The sequence below is a fragment of the Bizionia saleffrena genome (assembly GCF_008086175.1).
GTDB lineage: Bacteria > Bacteroidota > Bacteroidia > Flavobacteriales > Flavobacteriaceae > Bizionia > Bizionia saleffrena.
In genome coordinates, this window is sequence record NZ_VSKM01000001.1 from 238,983 (window position 1) to 261,103 (window position 22,121).

16 protein-coding genes and 1 CRISPR repeat array are annotated in these 22,121 nt (G+C 33.7%); of the genes, 8 read left to right on the forward strand and 8 right to left on the reverse strand.

Features of this window, described 5'->3' with window-relative positions; translation table 11 throughout:
* The first annotated feature begins 36 nt into the window (after window positions 1–36).
* Window positions 37–1,104, forward strand: a complete 1,068-nt coding sequence (locus ES676_RS01060) for a branched-chain amino acid aminotransferase (protein WP_148368180.1) — start codon at window positions 37–39, stop codon at window positions 1,102–1,104.
* A gap of 91 nt (window positions 1,105–1,195) precedes the next feature.
* Here the strand turns inward: ES676_RS01060 and ES676_RS01065 are convergent, their stop codons facing one another.
* Window positions 1,196–1,585: a pyrophosphohydrolase domain-containing protein gene (locus ES676_RS01065; protein WP_148368181.1), complete on the reverse strand. Its 390-nt coding sequence runs from the start codon at window positions 1,583–1,585 to the stop codon at window positions 1,196–1,198.
* Between the two features lie 338 nt (window positions 1,586–1,923).
* Between ES676_RS01065 and ES676_RS01075 the strand changes: the two genes are divergently transcribed.
* Together ES676_RS01075 and crcB are read left to right on the forward strand one after the other, a co-directional pair.
* Window positions 1,924–2,970 carry an SRPBCC family protein gene (locus ES676_RS01075; RefSeq protein ID WP_148368183.1) on the forward strand — a complete coding sequence of 349 codons (1,047 nt, stop codon included), beginning with the start codon at window positions 1,924–1,926 and terminating at the stop codon, window positions 2,968–2,970.
* A gap of 212 nt (window positions 2,971–3,182) precedes the next feature.
* Window positions 3,183–3,551 (forward strand): fluoride efflux transporter CrcB, encoded by a 369-nt coding sequence (crcB, locus tag ES676_RS01080; protein WP_148368184.1) that lies wholly within the window; start codon window positions 3,183–3,185, stop codon window positions 3,549–3,551.
* Here the strand turns inward: crcB and ES676_RS01085 are convergent.
* Complete coding sequence (locus tag ES676_RS01085; protein WP_148368185.1) at window positions 3,548–4,153, reverse strand: DUF1684 domain-containing protein; 606 nt, start codon at window positions 4,151–4,153, stop codon at window positions 3,548–3,550. The two genes, crcB and ES676_RS01085, sit on opposite strands and share 4 nt — an antisense overlap.
* A gap of 254 nt (window positions 4,154–4,407) precedes the next feature.
* On the opposite strand from ES676_RS01085, the gene ES676_RS01090 reads away from it, so the two are divergent.
* Window positions 4,408–5,637 (forward strand): MDR family MFS transporter, encoded by a 1,230-nt coding sequence (locus ES676_RS01090; RefSeq protein ID WP_148368186.1) that lies wholly within the window; start codon window positions 4,408–4,410, stop codon window positions 5,635–5,637.
* Window positions 5,638–5,743: 106 nt separating this feature from the next.
* On the opposite strand, the gene ES676_RS01095 is transcribed toward ES676_RS01090, so the two are convergent.
* A complete protein-coding gene (locus tag ES676_RS01095) occupies window positions 5,744–6,190 on the reverse strand; it encodes an Lrp/AsnC family transcriptional regulator (protein ID WP_148368187.1) in 447 nt (148 codons plus the stop codon).
* Window positions 6,191–6,309: 119 nt separating this feature from the next.
* Here ES676_RS01095 and ES676_RS01100 point away from each other — a divergent pair, with 119 nt between their 5' ends.
* Window positions 6,310–6,705 (forward strand): hypothetical protein, encoded by a 396-nt coding sequence (locus tag ES676_RS01100; RefSeq protein WP_148368188.1) that lies wholly within the window; start codon window positions 6,310–6,312, stop codon window positions 6,703–6,705.
* On the opposite strand, the gene ES676_RS01105 is transcribed toward ES676_RS01100, so the two are convergent.
* The 3 genes from ES676_RS01105 to ES676_RS01115 form a co-directional block, all read right to left on the reverse strand.
* Complete coding sequence (locus ES676_RS01105; RefSeq protein ID WP_148368189.1) at window positions 6,702–7,247, reverse strand: sigma-70 family RNA polymerase sigma factor; 546 nt, start codon at window positions 7,245–7,247, stop codon at window positions 6,702–6,704. The genes ES676_RS01100 and ES676_RS01105 overlap by 4 nt on opposite strands.
* Before the next feature lie 260 nt (window positions 7,248–7,507).
* Window positions 7,508–9,052: an alanine/glycine:cation symporter family protein gene (locus ES676_RS01110; RefSeq protein ID WP_148368190.1), complete on the reverse strand. Its 1,545-nt coding sequence runs from the start codon at window positions 9,050–9,052 to the stop codon at window positions 7,508–7,510.
* Between the two features lie 89 nt (window positions 9,053–9,141).
* Window positions 9,142–10,260, reverse strand: coding sequence for a helix-turn-helix domain-containing protein (locus ES676_RS01115; RefSeq protein WP_148368191.1), 1,119 nt, complete (start codon window positions 10,258–10,260; stop codon window positions 9,142–9,144).
* A gap of 353 nt (window positions 10,261–10,613) precedes the next feature.
* On the opposite strand from ES676_RS01115, the gene ES676_RS01120 reads away from it, so the two are divergent.
* Complete coding sequence (locus ES676_RS01120; protein ID WP_148368192.1) at window positions 10,614–11,471, forward strand: outer membrane beta-barrel protein; 858 nt, start codon at window positions 10,614–10,616, stop codon at window positions 11,469–11,471.
* Between the two features lie 78 nt (window positions 11,472–11,549).
* Here ES676_RS01120 and ES676_RS01125 read toward each other — a convergent pair whose 3' ends face one another.
* Window positions 11,550–12,410 (reverse strand): phospholipase A, encoded by an 861-nt coding sequence (locus ES676_RS01125; protein ID WP_148368193.1) that lies wholly within the window; start codon window positions 12,408–12,410, stop codon window positions 11,550–11,552.
* A gap of 378 nt (window positions 12,411–12,788) precedes the next feature.
* On the opposite strand from ES676_RS01125, the gene cas1 reads away from it, so the two are divergent.
* Both cas1 and cas2 read left to right on the forward strand, forming a co-directional pair.
* On the forward strand, window positions 12,789–13,673 hold the full coding sequence (gene cas1, locus ES676_RS01130) for a type II CRISPR-associated endonuclease Cas1 (RefSeq protein ID WP_148368194.1): 885 nt from the start codon (window positions 12,789–12,791) through the stop codon (window positions 13,671–13,673).
* A complete protein-coding gene (gene cas2 / locus ES676_RS01135; RefSeq protein WP_148368195.1) occupies window positions 13,664–13,993 on the forward strand; it encodes a CRISPR-associated endonuclease Cas2 in 330 nt (109 codons plus the stop codon). Before cas1 ends, cas2 begins: the two co-directional genes overlap by 10 nt.
* 377 nt (window positions 13,994–14,370) lie before the next feature.
* Window positions 14,371–17,364: a CRISPR direct-repeat array (repeat unit 36 nt; unit sequence AATATCGTGTTTTCTAATCTTTAATCAAACCACAAC).
* 110 nt (window positions 17,365–17,474) lie between these two features.
* On the opposite strand, the gene cas9 is transcribed toward cas2, so the two are convergent.
* The gene (gene cas9, locus ES676_RS01140) at window positions 17,475–22,064 is read right to left on the reverse strand and encodes a type II CRISPR RNA-guided endonuclease Cas9 (RefSeq protein WP_148368196.1); all 4,590 of its coding nucleotides are present in this window, start codon (window positions 22,062–22,064) and stop codon (window positions 17,475–17,477) included.
* Between the last annotated feature and the right edge of the window lie 57 nt (window positions 22,065–22,121).

Here is a 22,121-nt window from a genome sequence, read left to right on the forward strand (position 1 = left end):
TTAATTCTGTATTTTCGCAGCTGAAAATAATGAATCATGAACACAGAAAAAAAACATAATTTAGAAATAACTAAAGCTAAAGAGTCTAAAATTGATAGCGTAGATTTTAATAATTTATCGTTTGGACGCTCTTTTACCGATCATATGTTCTCTTGTGACTTTAAAGATGGTAAATGGCAAGTAGGAAAAGTAATACCTTATAGTCCATTAACACTTGACCCCTCTGCAAGAGTTTTTCATTACGGCCAAGCGGTTTTTGAAGGAATGAAAGCCTTTAAAGATCAAGATAACCAAGTTTGGTTATTTAGACCGGAAGACAACTTTAATCGTATTAATATTTCGGCTGCGCGTTTAGCTATGCCCGAATTTCCAAAAGAAGTTTTTTTTGAGGGTTTAACAGAACTTTTAAAACTAGACGACGCTTGGATTAAAAACACAAAAGGAAGTGCTATGTACATAAGACCTTTTGTTATTGCTACCGAGCCTGCTATTTCTGCATCGCCAGCAAGCGAATATAAGTTTATGATTATTATGTCGCCCGCTCAAGCCTATTATGCTGGAGAAGTTCGCGTACTTATTGCAACGGAATATAGCCGTGCTACAGATGGCGGTGTTGGTTTTGCTAAAGCTGCCGGTAATTACGCTGCACAGTTTTACCCAACGAGCTTAGCGCATAAAGAAGGTTACCAACAAATTATTTGGACAGATTCTAGCGCTCACGAATTTTTAGAGGAAGCCGGAACAATGAATATATTCTTTAGAATAAACGACACCCTAATTACGGCACCAACTAGTGATAGAATTTTAGATGGTATTACTAGAAAAAGTGTGATTCAGTTAGCTAAAGATAATAATATAGACGTTGAAATTAGACCTATTAAAGTTGAAGAAATTAACGACGCTGCTCAAAACGGAAGTTTAAAAGAAATTTTTGGTTCTGGTACTGCGGCAGTTATAAACCCTATATTAGGATTTAAGCATAAAGAGTTTAAACACGAATTACCAAAACAAGACGCTCCTTACTCTGCTTTCTTTAAAGAGAAATTAAATGCCATACAATATAATTTGGCAGAAGATCCACACGGATGGAGATATAAAATATAATTAAAAAAGGGAATAATTTTTAAATTATTCCCTTTTTTTTATGTAATCTTCTCGCTAACATTGTAGGAGACAATCTGCATTATTCTTAGCATTATTTAAGATCTAAAATCTTAGCAATATTAGGTTTAAAGTAGTCGGGGCCTTTAAGTACTTTACCATCTTCTCGATAGATAGGCTCACCATTTTTTCCTAATTTACTCATATTACTGCGTTGTATCTCATTAAACACGTCTTCAATTTTATATTGCATTCCGTGTTCTATAATGGTACCACATAAAATATAAAGCATATCGCCCAAGGCATCGGCAACCTCAACGATATCGTTATTATTGGCGGCTTCTAAATACTCTTCATTTTCTTCTTGCATTAAATTAAATCGCAACGTATTTTTTGCCTCACCTAAATTGGCTATTGGTGTCTCGCGATGTCCAATTTTAAAGGCGGTATGAAAATCGGTTACTGCTTTTATTTTATTTTTCATAGTTAAAAAAGTAAATTAAGATTGTAATGGTTATTTTTGCATAAAAATAAGAATATGTTTAGTAGAGGACAATTAGTTTTTGGTGTTTTATTTGCAATCGTGTTTATCTGCGCAATTATTTACACTTACAGAAAAGACTTTAAGTTACACAGACAACACTATAAAGGCACACTATGGGTACTACTCGCATTTATAGGTTTTATTAGTTTTATTGCGGGCATAAAATTTATATTTACTTAGTAGTTACTTTATAACTCTACTAATACTCTTATCATTTTTAAAACACTGAAAATACTTATTTAATTTTAGTAAATTTGATAACTAACTCACACCAAATTATGAAAGCTTTCAAATACATTTTCTTTCTATTACTTATTGCTATAATAGCTCTTTCTATTTACATTGCTGTACAACCAAATTCCTATAACGTTTCGCGTACCCGCACAATTAATGCACCAGCTGCAGTAATTTATGATAATGTTATCGATTTTAAAAACTGGGAATCTTGGTCGTCGTGGGCTGAAAAAGAGGAAAGCTTAAAAATTATGTTACCAGAAAACACAAACGGTGTTGGCGGCTCTTATTCTTGGGAAGGTGATGATGGTATTGGAACAATGCGAACAATTGCAGCATCTCCATATACCTCTATTACACAAGAAATGGAACTTGATGAAGATTACCCAAAATCAAATGTCTCTTGGACATTTGCTCCAAATGCTGAGGGCACAACTGATGTTACTTGGGCTATCTCTGGCGATAACCTTCCATTTATGTTTAAAGCTTACACAGCGTTCTCTGGATCTATGGACGAACAAATTGGCTCAGACTACGAACGAAGTTTAGAAAAATTAGACAGTATTGTGGTTACAGCAATGAAAAAATACAGTGTTACAACCGACAGTGAAACAACATCACACAGTGGTGGTTACTACCTCTATAATACAACCTCTACTAAATTAAGTGACTACGTTTCTAAAATGCAGGAGATGTTACCCACAGTAATGGCTTATGCTAAAACAAACAATATTACAATGGCTGGTGCCCCTTTTATTTTATATCACAAAAGAGATGTAGAGAACAATGCCGTTATGTTTTCGTCTGCAGTACCAACTACGGCAAAAGTAATTACTACGGAAACCGATATATTAACCGGACAACTTATTCCATTCACCGCTGTAAAAACGACCTTAAAAGGTGACTATAGCAATTTAAAAGCGGCTTGGGATAGTACGTTTAAATTTATTGAAGCTAACGGATTAAAACCCGATGAAAACGGCCCAATGTTAGAATCGTATTTAAACAACCCCCTGAATACTCCTAACCCAGCAAATTTAGTTACCGAAATTTATATTGCTGTTAAAGAACAGGAACAAGAAATCGAATAATATACAATAGAAAATATAGGTGTAAAAAAGCAGTTCTTTAATGAGAACTGCTTTTTTTATAATTCTATTTTAAAAAACAGCTGCTCACAATTTAATTTAAGGTATTCAATCATTTAAAAACTTAGAAGGATTCTACCCGATTTTACGACCAGATTAAAAAAAATTAAATACTATTGTAGTGTTATAGGGTAATCTTAGAAGAATTATAGCGTATGAAAAACTTAATACTTGTTTTTATTGGAGGTGGTTTTGGCAGCGTTTTACGTTATACCATTGGGAAGCATCTAAACAATCAGTCCACAGGAATTCCTTATGGTACCTTTGCTGCTAATATTATTGGAAGCTTAATTATTGGTATTATTCTAGGCTTGGCGGCTAAAAATGTATTATCAGAAAACCAAATAGTACTTTTAGCAACGGGTTTTTGTGGCGGCTTGACCACCTTTTCTACTTTTGCTTACGAAAATCATGTGTTTTTAAAATCTGGAGACTTTACCAGTTTTGCTCTATACACCATTGCGAGTTTTATTATTGGTTTCTTAGCCGTTTTTGGCGGCGTATTTATAGCTAAAAGCTTCTAATGTTTTTTGTATTTTTTTACTCCAGCTTCAACAATGGTTTCTAAATAGTTTATACTAGGCACTAACGGACAAGAGTACGTTTCGTTATAAGCGCAATAGGGATTGTAGGCCGAATTGAAATCGATAATTAGTGTATCGCTATCCGGTATTTCTAAATCAATGTAACGTCCGGCGCCGTACGTCGCCTCGCCATTAGTTTCATCTAAAAACGGAAGCAATAAGTAATTTTCAAAACCTTCGGTCGTCATTAATACTTTATCTTGATACACGTTAAGTTGGTAGGTGCTATCCTTCAGTTTAAAAGTTAACACGCCGTAAACACGACTTTTAGTCAAGCGGTCGGTAGTGGTTTTCATGTTAAAAAATTCTGAATCTGGTGTTCGTTTTACTGTTGCCGAAACCACAAAATCGTTATCATAGGTATAAAAGTCTAAACTTCTAAACGTCTTTCTATCCTTTGCTTTTAAAGGCGATGTTGTTGCATCTTTAAATTCGGAATTTATCTTTTTCTGAAACGGTGTGTCGCCCATAACAGGTGTTTTATTTTGCGAACAACTTAAGACAAAGACAACTATAACGATAAGGACACTCAGGTTTTTCATTTGGATTTTTTTTCGATTCACAAATACAATATAAACTTTTTTTGCTTAGTTTTACTTCTTCAAAAGTACAAATATAATGCGATTAGAATTTAGGAATTATAAGCAGATTACCACTTGTATAAATACAACGCGGACTACTTATGTGCACTGATGCTTTTAAACGTTTAAAAAATACATTTTAAAAAGTCCAGCACCATTGTTGGACTTTCTTATTTCTAAAACTTAAGCGAATGCTTTGGTAAACACACGTAACAATGAAAATTTACAACCTTATTGTACATAAGATCTGGAACCCTTATTTGGACACCTTTAACGGACTGTCTAAAGAAGTATGGTGGCTTGCTCTCATTACACTTGTAAATAGAGCTGGTACAATGGTTATTCCGTTTCTCTCTATTTACTTAACGGAAGAGTTGCATTTCAGTTTTAAAGATGTAGGAAGCATTCTTTCTGCATTTGGTTTAGGTTCGGTAGTAGGTTCTTGGCTTGGCGGTAAATTAACTGATAAAATTGGCTATTACAAAATAATGGTTTTTAGCCTTTTAACTTCTGGTTTTATGTTTATTGGTCTGCAATATCTTAATACGCTTACTTCTATTTGCATTGGTATCTTTTTATTAATGGTCGTTGCCGATATGTTTAGACCGGCTATGTTTGTGGCGTTAAGCGCTTACAGTAAACCTGAAAACAAAACACGAAGTGTAACCCTTATTAGATTAGCAATAAACTTGGGCTTTTCGGCAGGACCAGCAATAGGCGGCTTAATTATTACCACAATAAGTTATGGTGGTTTGTTCTGGATTGACGGTATCTCTTGTATTTTAGCCTCGCTACTATTAGTACGTGTATTGCATCCTAAAAAAACAACAGTACAAGACCAAATCACGGTACGCAATCCCATATCTGTTTATAAAGATTTCCCATTTCTAATTTTCTTTGTTGCTATGGTATTATTTGGCGTTATCTTTCTTCAATATTTCTCTACGATGCCTATCTATTACAGAAGAGAGCACGCCCTTAGTGAATTCGAAATTGGATTATTAATGGGCTTTAATGGTTTCTTTATTTTTCTATTCGAAATGCCTTTAATTGCCTGGTTAGATAAAACAAAATTTAAAAAAGCAACGCTTATATTGTTTGGCGCCCTATTAACCGCAAGCAGCTTTATTATTCTGATTATGACAAATTGGGTAGGTATATTAATTGTCGGGATGCTATTAATGACGATTGGCGAAATGATTGCTTTTCCGTTTTCTAACGCTTTTGCTTTGCAACGTGCTAAAAAAGGAAACCAAGGGGAATATATGGCGATGTACTCTATAGCTTTTTCATTTTCGCACATTTTTGGTCATAATGCAGGATTACGACTGGTAGATGGCGTTGGCTTTAATAATACCTGGTTGGTGATGACTGGTTTAGGAGCGTTGTGCGTATTGCTACTGATATTTTTGAATAATTATATGAAGAAAACTAGCGACCTATAATCCTTTACTTTAGACTAGAGTGCTTAATACAAACACGCTAAGCTGAAGCTTTAAAAACGAGCCTTCTTAAGGTTTACGAAAGCAGGTGTTGCAGAATATATTTGTGTTAATAGCCTGCTTTTTTTATGGTATTATTTTTAACCACGTGCGACAAAACAATTTGGGTTTTGGTCTCACCATAACTAATAAGTTGGTCGATAAATAACTCTAAATGCTTTTGGTTTTTTAAAACAACCTCCATTACAAAGTTTTCATTTCCGGTAATGCGGTAGCAGTTTACAACCTCCTCGTACGTTTTAACCTTCTCTAAAAAAGGCTTCAATTTCCCCATAAAGGCGCGTAAAGTAATTAATGCTTTAAGTTGGTAGCCTGCCTCAAATGACGAGATTGTTGCATTGTAGCTTTCTATAACCCCTAAGTCTTGCATTTTCTTAATACGCTCCGAGACCGCAGGAGAACTCACCCCTACGCGTCGTCCAATTTCGGCATTGGAGAGCCTAGCATTTTCCTGTAAACAGTTTAAAATCTTCCAGTTAAGGGAATCGATGCTCATATTAAAGAATATTAGTATAATTTAGTTAAATATTAAAGCAAATATAGTGTTTTGCTTTAATATAAAAAGTATTTTCCGCTTACTTGTGCCTATTTTTGAGTAAAATTGATATACGAATTATGTCTACTATAATGCCTACTTACCTTTCTGAATTGCCTGTTTACAAAAAGGCATTAGAAATTTTTGTCTTATCAAGAAGTATTTCGTCGTATTTAAATCAAGATTTATCGTACTTAAAAGCAGATGGGTCTGAAGACGAGCACATTTATTTTAGCGGTGATATTGTACAGCAGTCGGTATCTTTGGCTCCCGAAATTATTAATGTAGAATTAGAATTGTGTGCCTTAAAAAAGCAAAAACACATTGCCTCTTTAGAGCGCATTACAAATGCATTGTATAGAAATTGTAAGCGTTTAGAAACATCTAAAAGTAATGGAAAGGACTATTTACCAATTTTAAGAAAAGAACTACGAAAGTTTAAAGCTATAAAGAACCACTGGATGTTAACGCTTTAATGCGCACAGACCTTACAATCTGCTTTTTCTTGTAGTTCGCCTACTAGGTACCCTTCATCATTAAGTTTAAACCCGCAGCAATCCATAAACCCTTTAGCAATGAGTGTTCTTGCGCGCTGTATTTGCGACTTTACCGTTGGCAATGGCAATTGTAGCTGTGTTGCTATATCGGCTTGCTTCATCCCTTTTATATCTGCTAAGAATAACGGTGTTCGGTATTTTTTAGGCAGATTTTTTATAATGCCGCGTAAGCAGTCTTTTTCGGTATGCTCATTATCTTCATTATTTTCTGCTAGAAACTCATTATCCGCGATATCGATTGTTAACTTGTTTTGTCTAAAATAATCGTAAACCGTATATCTGGCAATCGAGAACACCCACGATTTTAGCTTGCTTTCATCATTTAAACTCTCGCGTTTGGTGTGTACTTTTATAAAAGTGTCTTGGAGCAAATCATCGGTTACGGCTTCATCCTTCACTTTACTTTGTATAAAGTGTTTAATGGCTTCTGCATATAATTTCCAAATGGCTTTTGTGGTCATAAATCAGGACTAAAAACAGCGTTTACTTTAGCATAAAGCTACTAAAATAAACGCTGAAGTGCATCATTTTAAATATAACTTAACAGTTGCAATTTGCACACGTACAATTCTCGCAAGTACAGTTCGCACAATTTCCTTCTTTACAATTGGTACAGTTACACGTACATTCGGTAGTTTTCATGGGTATAAAATTTTAAGTTCATATAATAGACGTTGATATCTTTAAAAAGATGCCTTTTTATAGCATTATTTTTTCAGCACTAAAATTTCGCTCCGATAACCTTCTTATACCGTATAAGCTCTTCTTTCACTTTATTACGCAGAATAAACAAACCAATCATGTTAGGAATTAGCATAGCAAATATCATCGCATCAGCAAAATTAATAACTGCTGAAAGGCTCACTGCTGAACCGATTACGGTACACACACAGAATAAAATTTTATAAGTGTACTCTGTTTTCTTTCCTCTTCCGAATAGGAAGCTCCATGACTGATACCCATAATACGACCATGTAATCATAGATGAAAACGCAAATAACACAACAGCAACAGCCAAAACATAGGGGAACCAAGAGACTCCACTTTCTAATGCCGATGCGGTTAAGAGTACACCTTGTTCGAAATTAATCTCCATTCCTGTGGTTACTTGCCCTGTAATAATTAAAACTAAAGCAGTCATAGTACACACCACAACCGTATCTATAAACGGTTCTAAAAGGGCAACTAAACCTTCACTTGCTGGATAATTTGTTTTTACGGCACTATGCGCGATCGAGGAACTACCAATACCCGCTTCGTTGCTAATTGCTGCACGCCTAAATCCTTGAATAATAACCCCCACTAAACCACCTGCCATACTTGAAGGGTTAAAAGCACCATCCCAAATTGCTAAGAACGCATTAGGGATTTTGGTATAATTAAGAACTAAAATAGTAATAATGGCAAGTAGATAAACAAGCACCATTAGCGGTACTAATTTATCGGTAACATTGGCAATTTTTTTAATACCGCCTAAGATAACAATACCCACAAAAAAGGACATAATTAAACCAAACACCCAAGCATTACCGTGTAGAACACTGTTTTCTCCTCCGGTAACATACTCCACGAGTTTGTAGGCTTGATTAACTTGAAACATATTACCGCCACCAAAAGAGCCGCCAATACACATAAACGCAAAAATAACAGCTAATACTTTCCCAAGCTTAGCGAAACCTTTCTCTTTGAGTCCGTTTTTTAAGTACGACATTGGACCGCCATATATTGTACCGTCTGCAGCGACTTCTCGATATTTTACACCGAGCGTACATTCTACAAATTTCGAAGACATCCCGAAGAGACCAGCAATAATCATCCAGAACGTTGCTCCTGGCCCACCTATGGTTAACGCAATTGCCACACCGGCGATATTACCTAAACCTACCGTAGCAGAAATAGCAGCAGTTAAGGCTTGAAAATGAGTAACTTCACCATTATTTTTATCTTTAGGAGACTTTGCAGTGTTGCTGCTATTATTTTCGGGAGATTTGAGTTCTTTGTCTTTGGAAGACACCTCGTCTATAGCATCGTATTTACCTTTTACTACATTAATAGCGGTCCGGAATCCTTTTATGTTAACAAACTTAAAGAACACCGTAAAATAAAGCGCTCCCAAAATAAGGATAATTACTGCCCACGGCACACTAACACCGTCGGTAATAGGAATTTCGTAAAAAACAGCATCTACAAACCATTGGGTTGCATTGCCAAAATAGTAGTTTATAGTATCGTCTAGAGAATTCTGCATTACTAAAAGTGGCTGCATTCGTTTTTTTTACCAAATTGAGATAAACCATCGCAAGCAGCAAGGTTAACCAATGTTTAAATTTAGGTTAACGCTACTTAAGCATATGGTTAAGTAGCGGGGTTTTGGTCTAAATTAATGCGAAGATTTTGTACTAAGGCGTAGGTAATTAGCTGCTCCTTACCTGCATTCCCACTAATATTTAATATTTTTTTAACTTGATAAATATGGGTTTGAAATCCGTCGACACTAATGTTCATTATTTCTGCTATTTCACCATACGATTTTGTGGTGCCGTAGTGTGCTAAGTACGCTAAAACTTCTTTTTGGCGTTCGGATAATACTGTTTTTTGAGCTTCACGTAGGCCTGTAATTTCCTTTTTTATCGTTTTTATGGTATCTAAATGACTTTCGCTTGCTATTTCAAAGTGTTCTAACTTAGAATACAGTGCTTTATTTTCGGCAGTTAACCTATTAACCTGACTTTCTTGTTGTTCATTTTCAGATAAAAATTTCCAACTATATAATAAGATCGAGAATAGAAATATGAATAAAAACTTAAACGAAATAGCAGTAATGGTCCCCATTAAAGACCAAAATTCCTGATCGACGATAGCAACAACACGGTCTTGTGGAATAATGCGTTGCAAAACCGCAATCATTATAAGTGTAAACAAGGCAAACGTTGGCAAATACATAAACTGCATTTGTCTGCTTTTAAAAGCTTTATTTAATTCAAAGAATAACGATAATGCTACAAACACCGAAATAGGGATATCGATTAGCCAAATAAAATTATTACTAATGGCACTATTGCTATATGATGCGGCCACAAACACAAAGGCAATCATTCCTAGAACTGCACAATATAATCCTACAAATTCTCGGGTTGAAAAACGTTGCACCACCCTAACAATTAAACTCCGTTTTGAGTCGTGTTCTATAGATTGTAAAGACAACAAGATAAATAGGGAATTCGCTAACGAAATAATCACCCCTAAATATATAAGGATTTTGTTTGACGTTTCCCAATTAAATAAGGTAATACACAACACGTTTATAAACGCACCCAATCCCCAAAAAAGGATGGCTAACCCAAACCATTTTATACCTTCAATCTCTTCCTTATCCGTTCCACGACGCAATTCTTTTATAAAAATACGCTGAATAATGACAGCGGAAATTAAACACACGATAGCGGTAACGTTATTTTCTATAAGGGGTAACATAACTATTGTTTTAAGCCGATAAAGATACTGCTAATTTTGGTGTCGCTTATACAATTACCTCTTGCTATTAAAGTATCCGCTATATTGGCACATTTTTTTATTTTAAGTTAATTTTAAGAATAACCCACCTCCTTTCTTTTTAAATCAGGAAATATAAAGCCACCATTAACGCCTTATAAGTCTCTTACTATCAATCTAAAAACGCACTTTCCCTATTACTATTTAAAACAAACATTTTAATCATGCTGCGCTGGCGTTGTAAATATTTAACGCTATTTATGGATAACAGTACATAAGTGTGTTGCTAAAGTGTTTTATAATCTTTAAATTGCTTTGAATTAAAATCAAAAATTATGAAACAAAAAATAGTACTTTTAGCAGTGTTATTTATGAGCACAATGTCTTATGCTCAATTTGAAATATCTGCTAGTACAGGTTACGCAATGGGTAGTGCGGGTATGAAATTAGGCGAAACGGTTACAGCCTCTGAAAGAGAAAACTCTTATGGCAGTTACGGTGAGGGCGCTAATGTTCAAATAAGGGGGACTTACTTTTTCAACGATTCATTTGGGGCAGATATCGCTCTGGGGTATCTTCATGGTACGGACCAAACTATTTCTGAAGTGAATGTACCAGGTCAACAGGTAGATGCAGTTGCTAGAGCACGTGCTTTTGGAGCATCAGCTTCTATAGTTTACAAATTTACAAATAATCTTTACGGTCGTTTTGGAGCGTTAATTAAAGTTGGGGGTAAAACTGAAGCTGTAGTTAACCAAAGATCTACATTCTCTCCTGCAGAAGCAAATGCTCAAGGCCTACCAGAAGGTTCGTATTCTGAAACGGATTACGTAGAAGATTTTCACGGCCAATTTCCTTTAGGATTTGTTGGAGCGCTTGGGTATAAATTTGACTTAGGCAATAACTTTGGTTTATTTGTGGAAGCAGAATACTATGGTATTAGCTTAAAACGTAAAGATTCTGAAATTACAGAGTTTAATACAGACATCAAATTACCAGACGGTACCGTTGCTCAAAGCGGATTTTACAGCTTAGATAATTTACCAGCAGGCTATGTTAAAAAAACAACTTACGTAGATGAGTTATCGAATGACAACACTGATCCTTCTAAAAAATTAGCTGAAAAAGTACCTTATTCTTCTTTCGGAATTAATTTTGGTGTGACTTACAAATTCAACTCAGCAACAAAATAAAACAGTCTCTTAAAAAAAAAGCTGATAATTATGTTTTCCAACATTCTTATCAGCTTTTTTTTTGTTTTTTAACGCCCCCTATTTCCTTTGTTTAAACCAATTAAACTCGTTACTTTTTATAACGTAACCTAAGCGAATTATACTTCGCGATTGTTGGTAATCTAATAAAGTTTCGGCCTGGCCCAAATACCATTCTAACATTATATATTGATTGGATAGATTACGTTTAAACGGATTATAATAAATACGCGATCTCACAACTCCTTTGCCATTAAAATTTAAACCTTTACGCACCATCACCTCCGCATAAAGTTTATTCCTTTTTATTTCGTGGGAGATATTAATCTCTCCTAGCCCCACATATTCCAGCAAATCAGCATTATTTTCTTTATACATAAATGGCAGCCACACCTCAAAACTTGCGGTCGTATTTTTTAAAATAGTTGTGGTATAATTGGCCGTTAATCGGTTCCAACTTCTAGATGCTATACTATCTCTACCATTAGATTCGTGCTCCAGAGACAGTCCCAAAATACCTTGCAATTCATTATTTTTATTGAATATAGCTTTACCAACGTCCACTGAAGGGTTAAAATTAATATCGCTAAACGGAAGCGACTCTTTGTAAATATCCCAAAAGGCCTTTTGCGTATAAGTTATAAATAAATAAGCGTCCCACGGCAGGGCGTCTCGAGAGATCATTTGTTTAAAACTTATTTGGTATTTTGCATTTGCCGTATTGCGGTCAATATGTTTATTGGTGGGCACACCCGAAATAAAGTAATTGTTTTTGTGAATAGAAAAATACGGTAGTTTACGTATGGAATCGTTATACTCTTCTTTCAAAATAGACTGCGCACTACAAAGAGTAGATGAAAGCACAACTATTACTAGCGCAATAACAAAACGACTTGAGTGTTTAACTTTATTTTTTTTCATATAATATGGAGACTGTTTTATTTATAATGCAGAAGTTTTTAAGTACTTATTTATTTTTCAAGCACTCTTTTTAGATAGTTATAACTATGCAAAAAATAACACAACAAAACTATTGATTTAATCTAATGGAAAAAAATAAATTTTTATATACTTACACTACTTATATCACACCGTAAATTTATAATAACCACAACCACATTTAGTCCATAAACGAGTAAAGAAGCGACAATTGCGATTTTACCATTATTAGAGACGACAGAGAAATGCCCTATGAGTACAACTGCTAGATTATCCTGAAACAGTCTTTCTATTATACACCGCATAAAATTTCTGTATTATACTTAGTATTGGTATATTACTGTATAAAAAATATCTTATATGCTAAAAAAGACGGTATTAATTGAACGAAAAAGTAAAGTCTCATGTAAAAACCTTCAACTTATAATAAAAAACGAGACTCGAGAAGGCAGTATACCCATTGAAGACATTGGGTTTATAGTTATAGATAGCCCAGAAGTTTTTATTAGTATTCCCACCTTAAATTTACTCATTGCTAATAACGCTGCCGTTATAATATGCGACGCTTCTCATTTACCAAATGGTTTATTCTTAAATTTAAATAGCCACCACAAACAACAACAGCTTTTTAGACATCAAATTATGGCTAGTCTTCCCTTAAAAAAACAACTTTGGCAGCAAACAGTGATCGAGAAAATTAAAAACCAGGGATTTCTTTTAGAACAAATAACACAACAGAATAATAAATTCGATTTTATTGCAAGTAAAGTATTAAGCGGAGACACTAGTAATATGGAAGGCGTTGCTGCTAACTTTTATTGGAAATCGTTTTTTGAGCAAGACTTTAAACGTGAGCGTTATGGTAATTACCCCAATAATTTTCTGAATTATGGTTACGCTATTTTAAGAGCAGCAACAGCGAGAGCTTTGTCAGGAAGTGGATTATTAAACACCTTAGGCATACATCATAAAAACAAATATAATGCCTTTGCTTTGGCAGACGATATTATGGAACCCTTTAGACCAATAGTGGATGAAGCGGTCCATTTTATAATGGAACATTATGATGAGCAAGAGCTAACTACGGATATTAAATCGGAACTACTAAAAACACTTACGCGAACCGTATTTTTTAAAAATGAAAAAAGCACAGTAATGGTAGGCTTGCAAAAAACAGCGAGTTCGTTGCAGCAATGCTATACCGGACATAGAAAAAAAATTAAGTTTCCACAGTTATGGAATTAAACGCTTATAGAATTATGTGGTTATTTGTTTTTTTTGATTTACCTACCGAGACTATTAAAGACAGACGTAATGCGTCAGGATTTAGAAAAAACCTTTTAAAAGACGGGTTTACAATGATGCAATATTCTGTATATATGCGACATTGCGCCAGTAGTGAAAGTGCTGATGTGCATGAAAAACGAATTAAACGCTTATTACCGCCGTTAGGTAAGGTTAGTATTTTGCGTATAACAGATAAACAGTTTGGAAACATTATGAATTTTTGGGGTAAAGCTGCAGTCTCTAAAGACCCTTTACCCACGCAACTGGAGTTGTTTTAACGATTTATTTTTTTTTTCATTCTAGAACGATAATAGACATGAGACCGCTGTACTCTTAGAACCAAGAACAATACTTGATACTAACTAACAAACAGGATAAACTTTAAAAGAAAAAACACCTTCAATATCTTCTCAAAATAATTTACTAAAAGCAAGATGTTATTTTAAAAAGTAAGAGACATCTTTTATTTTGAAAGGGGGCTAATAAAATTAAACTATTTTTAATTATACACTACTATTTTTTAAAAAATAGCACTTAAAAAACTGTTTAAAACTAAAAAATGCCTCAAGAGTGCCTTATCAGAACAAAAAAGAAGCATTTTTTAAAACAATATCCTTACCTAAACAGCTTACTATAAGTCGATAACAAGCCGACTAATATCGTGTTTTCTAATCTTTAATCAAACCACAACTGTCTCAATGAGCAAGATAGAACGTGTTAGAATATCGTGTTTTCTAATCTTTAATCAAACCACAACCCAGTTGACACGAGATGTTCCTTTTTTGATAATATCGTGTTTTCTAATCTTTAATCAAACCACAACATTCACCGTATCAGAGGGGTTGGCAACAGAATATCGTGTTTTCTAATCTTTAATCAAACCACAACACAACTTATACACAACCTTTAGTAGAAAGAAATATCGTGTTTTCTAATCTTTAATCAAACCACAACACAATTCGCTTGACCTATTTCTGCTAAATTAATATCGTGTTTTCTAATCTTTAATCAAACCACAACGGTTAGAAGGAATGAAGATAAATCTTTAGAATATCGTGTTTTCTAATCTTTAATCAAACCACAACGCTGGAGTTTGAGGTAACAGAAAGCAATCCAATATCGTGTTTTCTAATCTTTAATCAAACCACAACACGGGCAAACGGTTATAATGCGGCATTGGGAATATCGTGTTTTCTAATCTTTAATCAAACCACAACGATGACAAGTCTCATAAATAATGGGTTTTTAATATCGTGTTTTCTAATCTTTAATCAAACCACAACAACCGATGAACAAGTAATTCCATTATATAAAATATCGTGTTTTCTAATCTTTAATCAAACCACAACAACTCTACGCTTAATCCTGTTTTAGTTTTTAATATCGTGTTTTCTAATCTTTAATCAAACCACAACACGAGGGGAATGTTAATATAATACGTGCTTAATATCGTGTTTTCTAATCTTTAATCAAACCACAACGCATCGGCCTTTATATTAATTACTTTCTCGAATATCGTGTTTTCTAATCTTTAATCAAACCACAACCTTTTTGTTCAAGTGACTTTTCGTCGGCTTAATATCGTGTTTTCTAATCTTTAATCAAACCACAACCACCAGTAATCTTTATAAAGGAACATCTAAAATATCGTGTTTTCTAATCTTTAATCAAACCACAACGGAAGGTACGGCGAGTGCTGTTAAAGATGTAATATCGTGTTTTCTAATCTTTAATCAAACCACAACGCACAAATATAATGCAATTAATTACATTATAATATCGTGTTTTCTAATCTTTAATCAAACCACAACAATAGCGATGATGACGAATACAAAGATGAAAATATCGTGTTTTCTAATCTTTAATCAAACCACAACAATTAACGCGTCTTTTTCGCTTAAGTGATTAATATCGTGTTTTCTAATCTTTAATCAAACCACAACAGGTACAGGAATTAGAGGTTGTGACCTCGGAATATCGTGTTTTCTAATCTTTAATCAAACCACAACAGAAACCGCGCGTGATATAGCAGACATAAATATCGTGTTTTCTAATCTTTAATCAAACCACAACGTTAGGCGACAACTGTATGCTCTCGAATTAATATCGTGTTTTCTAATCTTTAATCAAACCACAACGCAGCTAAACCATTAATGATATCCCATTGAATATCGTGTTTTCTAATCTTTAATCAAACCACAACAATGGATGGGTGCTACTAGTGCTGAATTAAATATCGTGTTTTCTAATCTTTAATCAAACCACAACTATTATTATAATCAGCCATATCACCAATTAAATATCGTGTTTTCTAATCTTTAATCAAACCACAACGCCGTGTTGGCTTCACCAAAGACAGCTATTAATATCGTGTTTTCTAATCTTTAATCAAACCACAACGCAAGTTAACCAAAGTGTTAGTGTTCGGTGAATATCGTGTTTTCTAATCTTTAATCAAACCACAACAGTTTGGTAGTCCTTTAATCCATAAGCAAGAATATCGTGTTTTCTAATCTTTAATCAAACCACAACGTTAATTGCATCGTGAACGCCCTCGAATAAATATCGTGTTTTCTAATCTTTAATCAAACCACAACAGAACACGGGTTCTGGAATGCTTGAGATACAATATCGTGTTTTCTAATCTTTAATCAAACCACAACCATAATATCTAACTCTTTTTCAAAGATAAAAATATCGTGTTTTCTAATCTTTAATCAAACCACAACCGCATCGCCTTGCTCTACATCTCCCATAGGAATATCGTGTTTTCTAATCTTTAATCAAACCACAACGCACGTTGGTCCTTCGGGTTTAACGAGAATAATATCGTGTTTTCTAATCTTTAATCAAACCACAACCAATCGTCGTCGTACACCGTTAACAAAGAAATATCGTGTTTTCTAATCTTTAATCAAACCACAACATTTGCTAGGCGCGTTATAAAGCAGAGTAGAATATCGTGTTTTCTAATCTTTAATCAAACCACAACAATAAAAACATTCGATAGTAACGCTAATATAATATCGTGTTTTCTAATCTTTAATCAAACCACAACCACACAGCGAAAATCGTTAAAAGGTATTAAATATCGTGTTTTCTAATCTTTAATCAAACCACAACAGATAAGCCGTTCTCTGCGGTTGCCTGACAATATCGTGTTTTCTAATCTTTAATCAAACCACAACAACAATCAAACTTTATATTAAAGGCTGGAGAATATCGTGTTTTCTAATCTTTAATCAAACCACAACTGCAAGTCGTCGTTAAGGTTACGCCACTTTAATATCGTGTTTTCTAATCTTTAATCAAACCACAACCATCTTGGTAATGTTGTTAAGTACGTTCTAAATATCGTGTTTTCTAATCTTTAATCAAACCACAACCGCACCGCTAGAATTTAAATCCCCAGTGATAATATCGTGTTTTCTAATCTTTAATCAAACCACAACGGTTCTGCGTTAACTTATGGAGAGCGTTATAATATCGTGTTTTCTAATCTTTAATCAAACCACAACTAGCGGCGTTGGCGCATTTAACCAGGCGTAATATCGTGTTTTCTAATCTTTAATCAAACCACAACAATAATGCCTTCTAGCGTATCTACTTGCGAAATATCGTGTTTTCTAATCTTTAATCAAATCGACTGCAAGAAGATTCACAAACAGTCCACTTAACATTGAGAAAGACATCTTTTCCGTAGTGGTTTAGATACTTAGGATAAAACGTATGTCAAAGAACTTTCTAATTATTTTAAATTTAAATTAAAGAACCAATTTCAGTTAATTTCACTTTAATTGGATTCATTTCTTTCCATTTCTTTAAGCTGCCAATTCTGACTTGCTCCTTTTTATTTTCTAAAGTGGAGGCTAAATGATGTCTAAAGGAATAATCTCCTTCAGAAATTTTTTGAACTCTAAACAAATGCTTGGTTAAAAAATCATAGTTCATTTTGCTATCATTGTACTCCTCATCTGTAAGCCCTAATAAAAACATATCATTTTCCTCTAAGGTGTTTATAATTCTGCCTTTATTGTATGTATTAGGCAGTTGATATATTGGTTGTTTTTGTTTTTGTCGCTCTACTACTTTCCAAAATGAATTAATACATTCTTTCAATTCACCGTTTTCATCTTTATAAATTAAAATATGATGATTGTTCCTTGGATTTACATACTGATTTAATTCCTTAACTTTCTGCGCATTAGACATTTCCTCCCTTACCCTTACTTTTTTTATTGGTACGGGTTCTCCATTTTTGTTTTTTAAAGTATAAAGTTGTTGAATATCTTTTTGAAATGATTCTATTTGATTTGCAATAATCAATTCTTCTTCATCTGTACGAGATTTCTTTTTCTGTGTGAGCAATATCGTTATTTGCTTTTGCATTTTCACTTCTTCTACTCTTGCATTAACAATGATTTTGCGAATCTCTAAATCAACTATCTTTTTTAGCTGGTTATCTTTTAGGTCGCTTACCTTCTTCCGAATATGATAACCTTTACTTATTTCAAACGGCGCCTGTCTTTGTCCATAAATATTTTCTTTATGTAACTGTCCTCTAACCGCATCCCCAACACTTGTATATGTTTGTCCGTTTTTAATGATGCGCTTTCTAACTTGTGTCAACACTTTTCTATTTTGTTTATGCGAGACTAAAATTTTCTCGGCTTTATTTTTTGCTGTAGTATGAAAATCCGTCCAAGGTTCTGGAAAATTTAGTTGTTCTTTTTCATATGGCAACCCTTTATATTTTGCTTCGCGTTGAGCATTATAGTCACTTAATTGTTGAAAATAACTTTGCTTTGATAAAGCAACAACCAAGGCATCTATTGCATGATGTCTATGATCACCCCTGTTTTTTTTAGGGTCGAATTTTATTTCTCCAGTATATTTATCAACCCAAATATTACCTTCTATCAAAGTCTGATTGTCTTCTAAGATTGGCTTTGGATTTTCAATAGCATTAAACTCATTTGGTTTCTCAACAATGTCGAACACCACCCAATATTTCCCTGCTTTTTCCTTAGATTTAAAACGGTGATCTGTATCAACTTCTGAAACAAAAACTCCCTCACTATTGAGTGTACCTTCAATTCTTATCTGGTTTAAATCAAACGCTGGCATTTCGTTAATAGCGCGGTTAAAATTAGCGTTATCTAAATCTACATCCAATAAAAGCCAATATTTACCATCTATTTTATTGGTTTCACACTCGTAAATAAATGATGTAAAATAATTATCTTTCACTTCACCAAACAATAAAACTTGATTTCTCAATTTTTTTGGTTGTTTCTCTATTTCTGGTAAAACAAACTTTTTGTCTTTTATGGCTAGCTTCGCCCAATAAGAACCATTATCGAAATTTTTTGCGTTAATCATTCCAACACTATTATTCTTAAACTTTTCACGATCTATTTTACCTCTTAAAACAAGTTCTTTTTCTGTACTTTCTGGACGCTCTTTAAAGATTCGAACCATCTTTGTTGGTTGCGATAGTTTTAGTTTAAGCCAATACTTTCCATTATTAAGTGCCCTGGTATCATAGGTTAAGTTAACATAGTCATCTATTGTTTTAAAAACGTCCTTATTTATTATTCCAGTTATCGTAGTCTCTCTAGGTTTCAGTGCAGGCTTTTTATTATATAACACAATTGTTGAAACGGCCTTATTATCTTCATCCATTACAACATAATGTGGATAGACTCTATCTTCTTTTATGTTATTGTTAGTAATATCCAAATCCATTACTGGTTGAAGTATATTGTTAAGTCCCCAAAGATGTCTTAATTCGGCTGTTAAACTTCCAGGTAAAACACGCACATCATCGCATACTTGACTCATTATTTCTTTAGTCTTTTTACTAATGTAGCGCATGTCATTTAACTGTCTTTCTATAAAGCTACTTTGAACATCTGAGTCTTCAATTTTGATTTTTGAAGTGAAGCATTTTGCTTTATAATAAGGTAATAATTTATATGCTCTTTGTTCAATATCTTCCCAGCGCTCTGCTCCTCCCCAAAGTTTAGGGTCGTTATTCTTCTGATAAAATTGATAAGGTGTTAGTTTTCCTTTAAGTGTATTAAATTTTGAATCACATAAAGTTTTATTGGCAAAACTATCGTTTAAGGAAATACTTCTAGGTATAATGTGTTCTATCTGTATCTTATTTTCCGCTCCTAGCACATCACTTATATTAATTGAAGTATTTGTGTATGGGCAAACAGTAACAACTCCCCTGTCTTGCATCTCTTTATAAAGCAAAACTTTTTGAATATTGTTTCTATTATGCTTTAAACCATACTCTGTCAGTAATTCTCTTGCAGCATCATTTTTTACTGTATTTTCGTTAATTCTGTTTGATTGTTCTTGTCTTCCTTTTTTACTGTTTTTGATATTACGCCCTAATTCCACTTGAATTCTATCAAACTGACCATGCTCTTTAATTAGTTGGTTGACTAATCTTCTGGTTTCATTAATACCTTGTTGCACTATAGGGTTTCTTAGGTTCTCAACAGGGTCAAGTTTTTCTTTAAGCGACTTTCTTTCGATATCTTGACTATGATGATATAATTTAATAAAACGTTTGTCGTCATTAACAAAACCGAATTTATTTTCCACCAAATAAATTTTAATTTTCTCGATGGCTTCCCCTTCTTTATTTGATTTGTCTCTTATAATCTTTATAATGTCTTTTACTAAAACATCTTCAGAATCTTTAAAATAGCTAATTAGATTTCCAAAAGCATTCATTACCCCTCCTAAAATAGTAGCATCACTCATTCGATACCCTTCTCTTAAAAATGGCAGTATGTTTTTTACAGCTTTTAATGAAACATTAGAATAGCCTTCCTTTAAATTGATTTTCTTTACTTTATCATATAGCTTTTCATCTAAACCAAAATCTGAAATCAACTTTTTTACTAAAATATCATTATCCTTAAAATCATAAAAACAATGCCATATTTTATTCTTATGATTTTCCCAAATCTCTTTTGGGAACAATCCAGCCAAGTGCTTTGTTGTGTAATTACCAGGAACCTTTTGATCATCGCTATAATTCCATTTTTCATAAGGCATTTTTAGTTTTTTGGGAATTTCAGAAAAATCAAAATTACTATCCTTACAATTTATTAAGTCCAACACAATTAATCTTTGGATCCCATTTAACTTCTGCTTTTTACCATATTCAATATTGTTTATATACTGGTAAGCCCTAAATTCTTCATAGGTGGGATGAGAAAGATGACAAGGTGATTTTCCTTTCTGTAGATATACGCCTCCTTTTTCAACAGTGGGTTCAAATCTACATTTTGACAGCAATCCCTTTTGAGATCGCAATGGTCTTTGCCAAAACAGCAGACTATCTTCACTCTTATATCTTACTTTTCCTTCTTCGTCATATTCAATTTCTCCGCCAAAAAATTCTTTTAAAGGTAAAATAGATTTTGTTACTATTTTAAAAGTACTTTTTTCTGATTTCCCATTTTTAATTTCCTCAATGTTAACATTCTCTTCCCCGTATTTTTTATACAGCTTTTCTATTTTCTTTTTATTTCTATTTGAACTCAAATTACCTTTCAAAAAAGTGAGTTTATTTTTTTCTCCAACCTTTCCTAATAACCCCAATTGCTTTGCTTGAATAGTCCAAATCTTATCAAATTCTTCAACATACATATCACGTAGGGTGTATCTCGCCCTAACACGAAGCTCATTACCATTTTCGTCAGTAATCAATTTAAACGGTTCGCCTTCTACCGGATAAATTGAATTTAAAAAACTCCCCAGAGTACTGCCTACGATACTTTTTTGAGTTTGGTCAATACCAACCATTCCCTCTTTACCTTTGTATATTTTCCCTTCATCATTTCCTTTTCTATTACTTAAAAACCCCCTTCTTTGAATAATGTGATACAAAACACGCCCCATCTCAAAAAGCGTTAAGTCTTTGTGTAATGCTTTGTTTCTTAAATAATATGGATTTTGTATATGCCATTCTATATAAGATTTTGAATTAGGAGCTATACGTCCTATCTTACCTTTTGATTTATCCCATTTCGCCCAAATATCTAATTCGGCGTGTGACAACGGACACATGTTTAAATCAATTAGAGTTCTTAGCAATTTTATTTTTCTTAAACGTTTCCGATAGAACTGCCTTCTTTGTTGTCTACTATTTCTTCTAGCTGCATTTTTTGACTCTTCCTTTTCGCCTGTACCAATAGTTTTTGCCACAACGCCCTCAGGGAATATTCTACTTCCCATTCCTGCAATCTCATTATTCTCATCGTATACTACTGCCCAACCAATCGAGTTGGTTCCTAAATCTAATCCTAAAATCTTCGCCATAAATACATTTTGTTATTTCGAACCCTAAAGCTACAAAAAACATAATTCTCCACATTA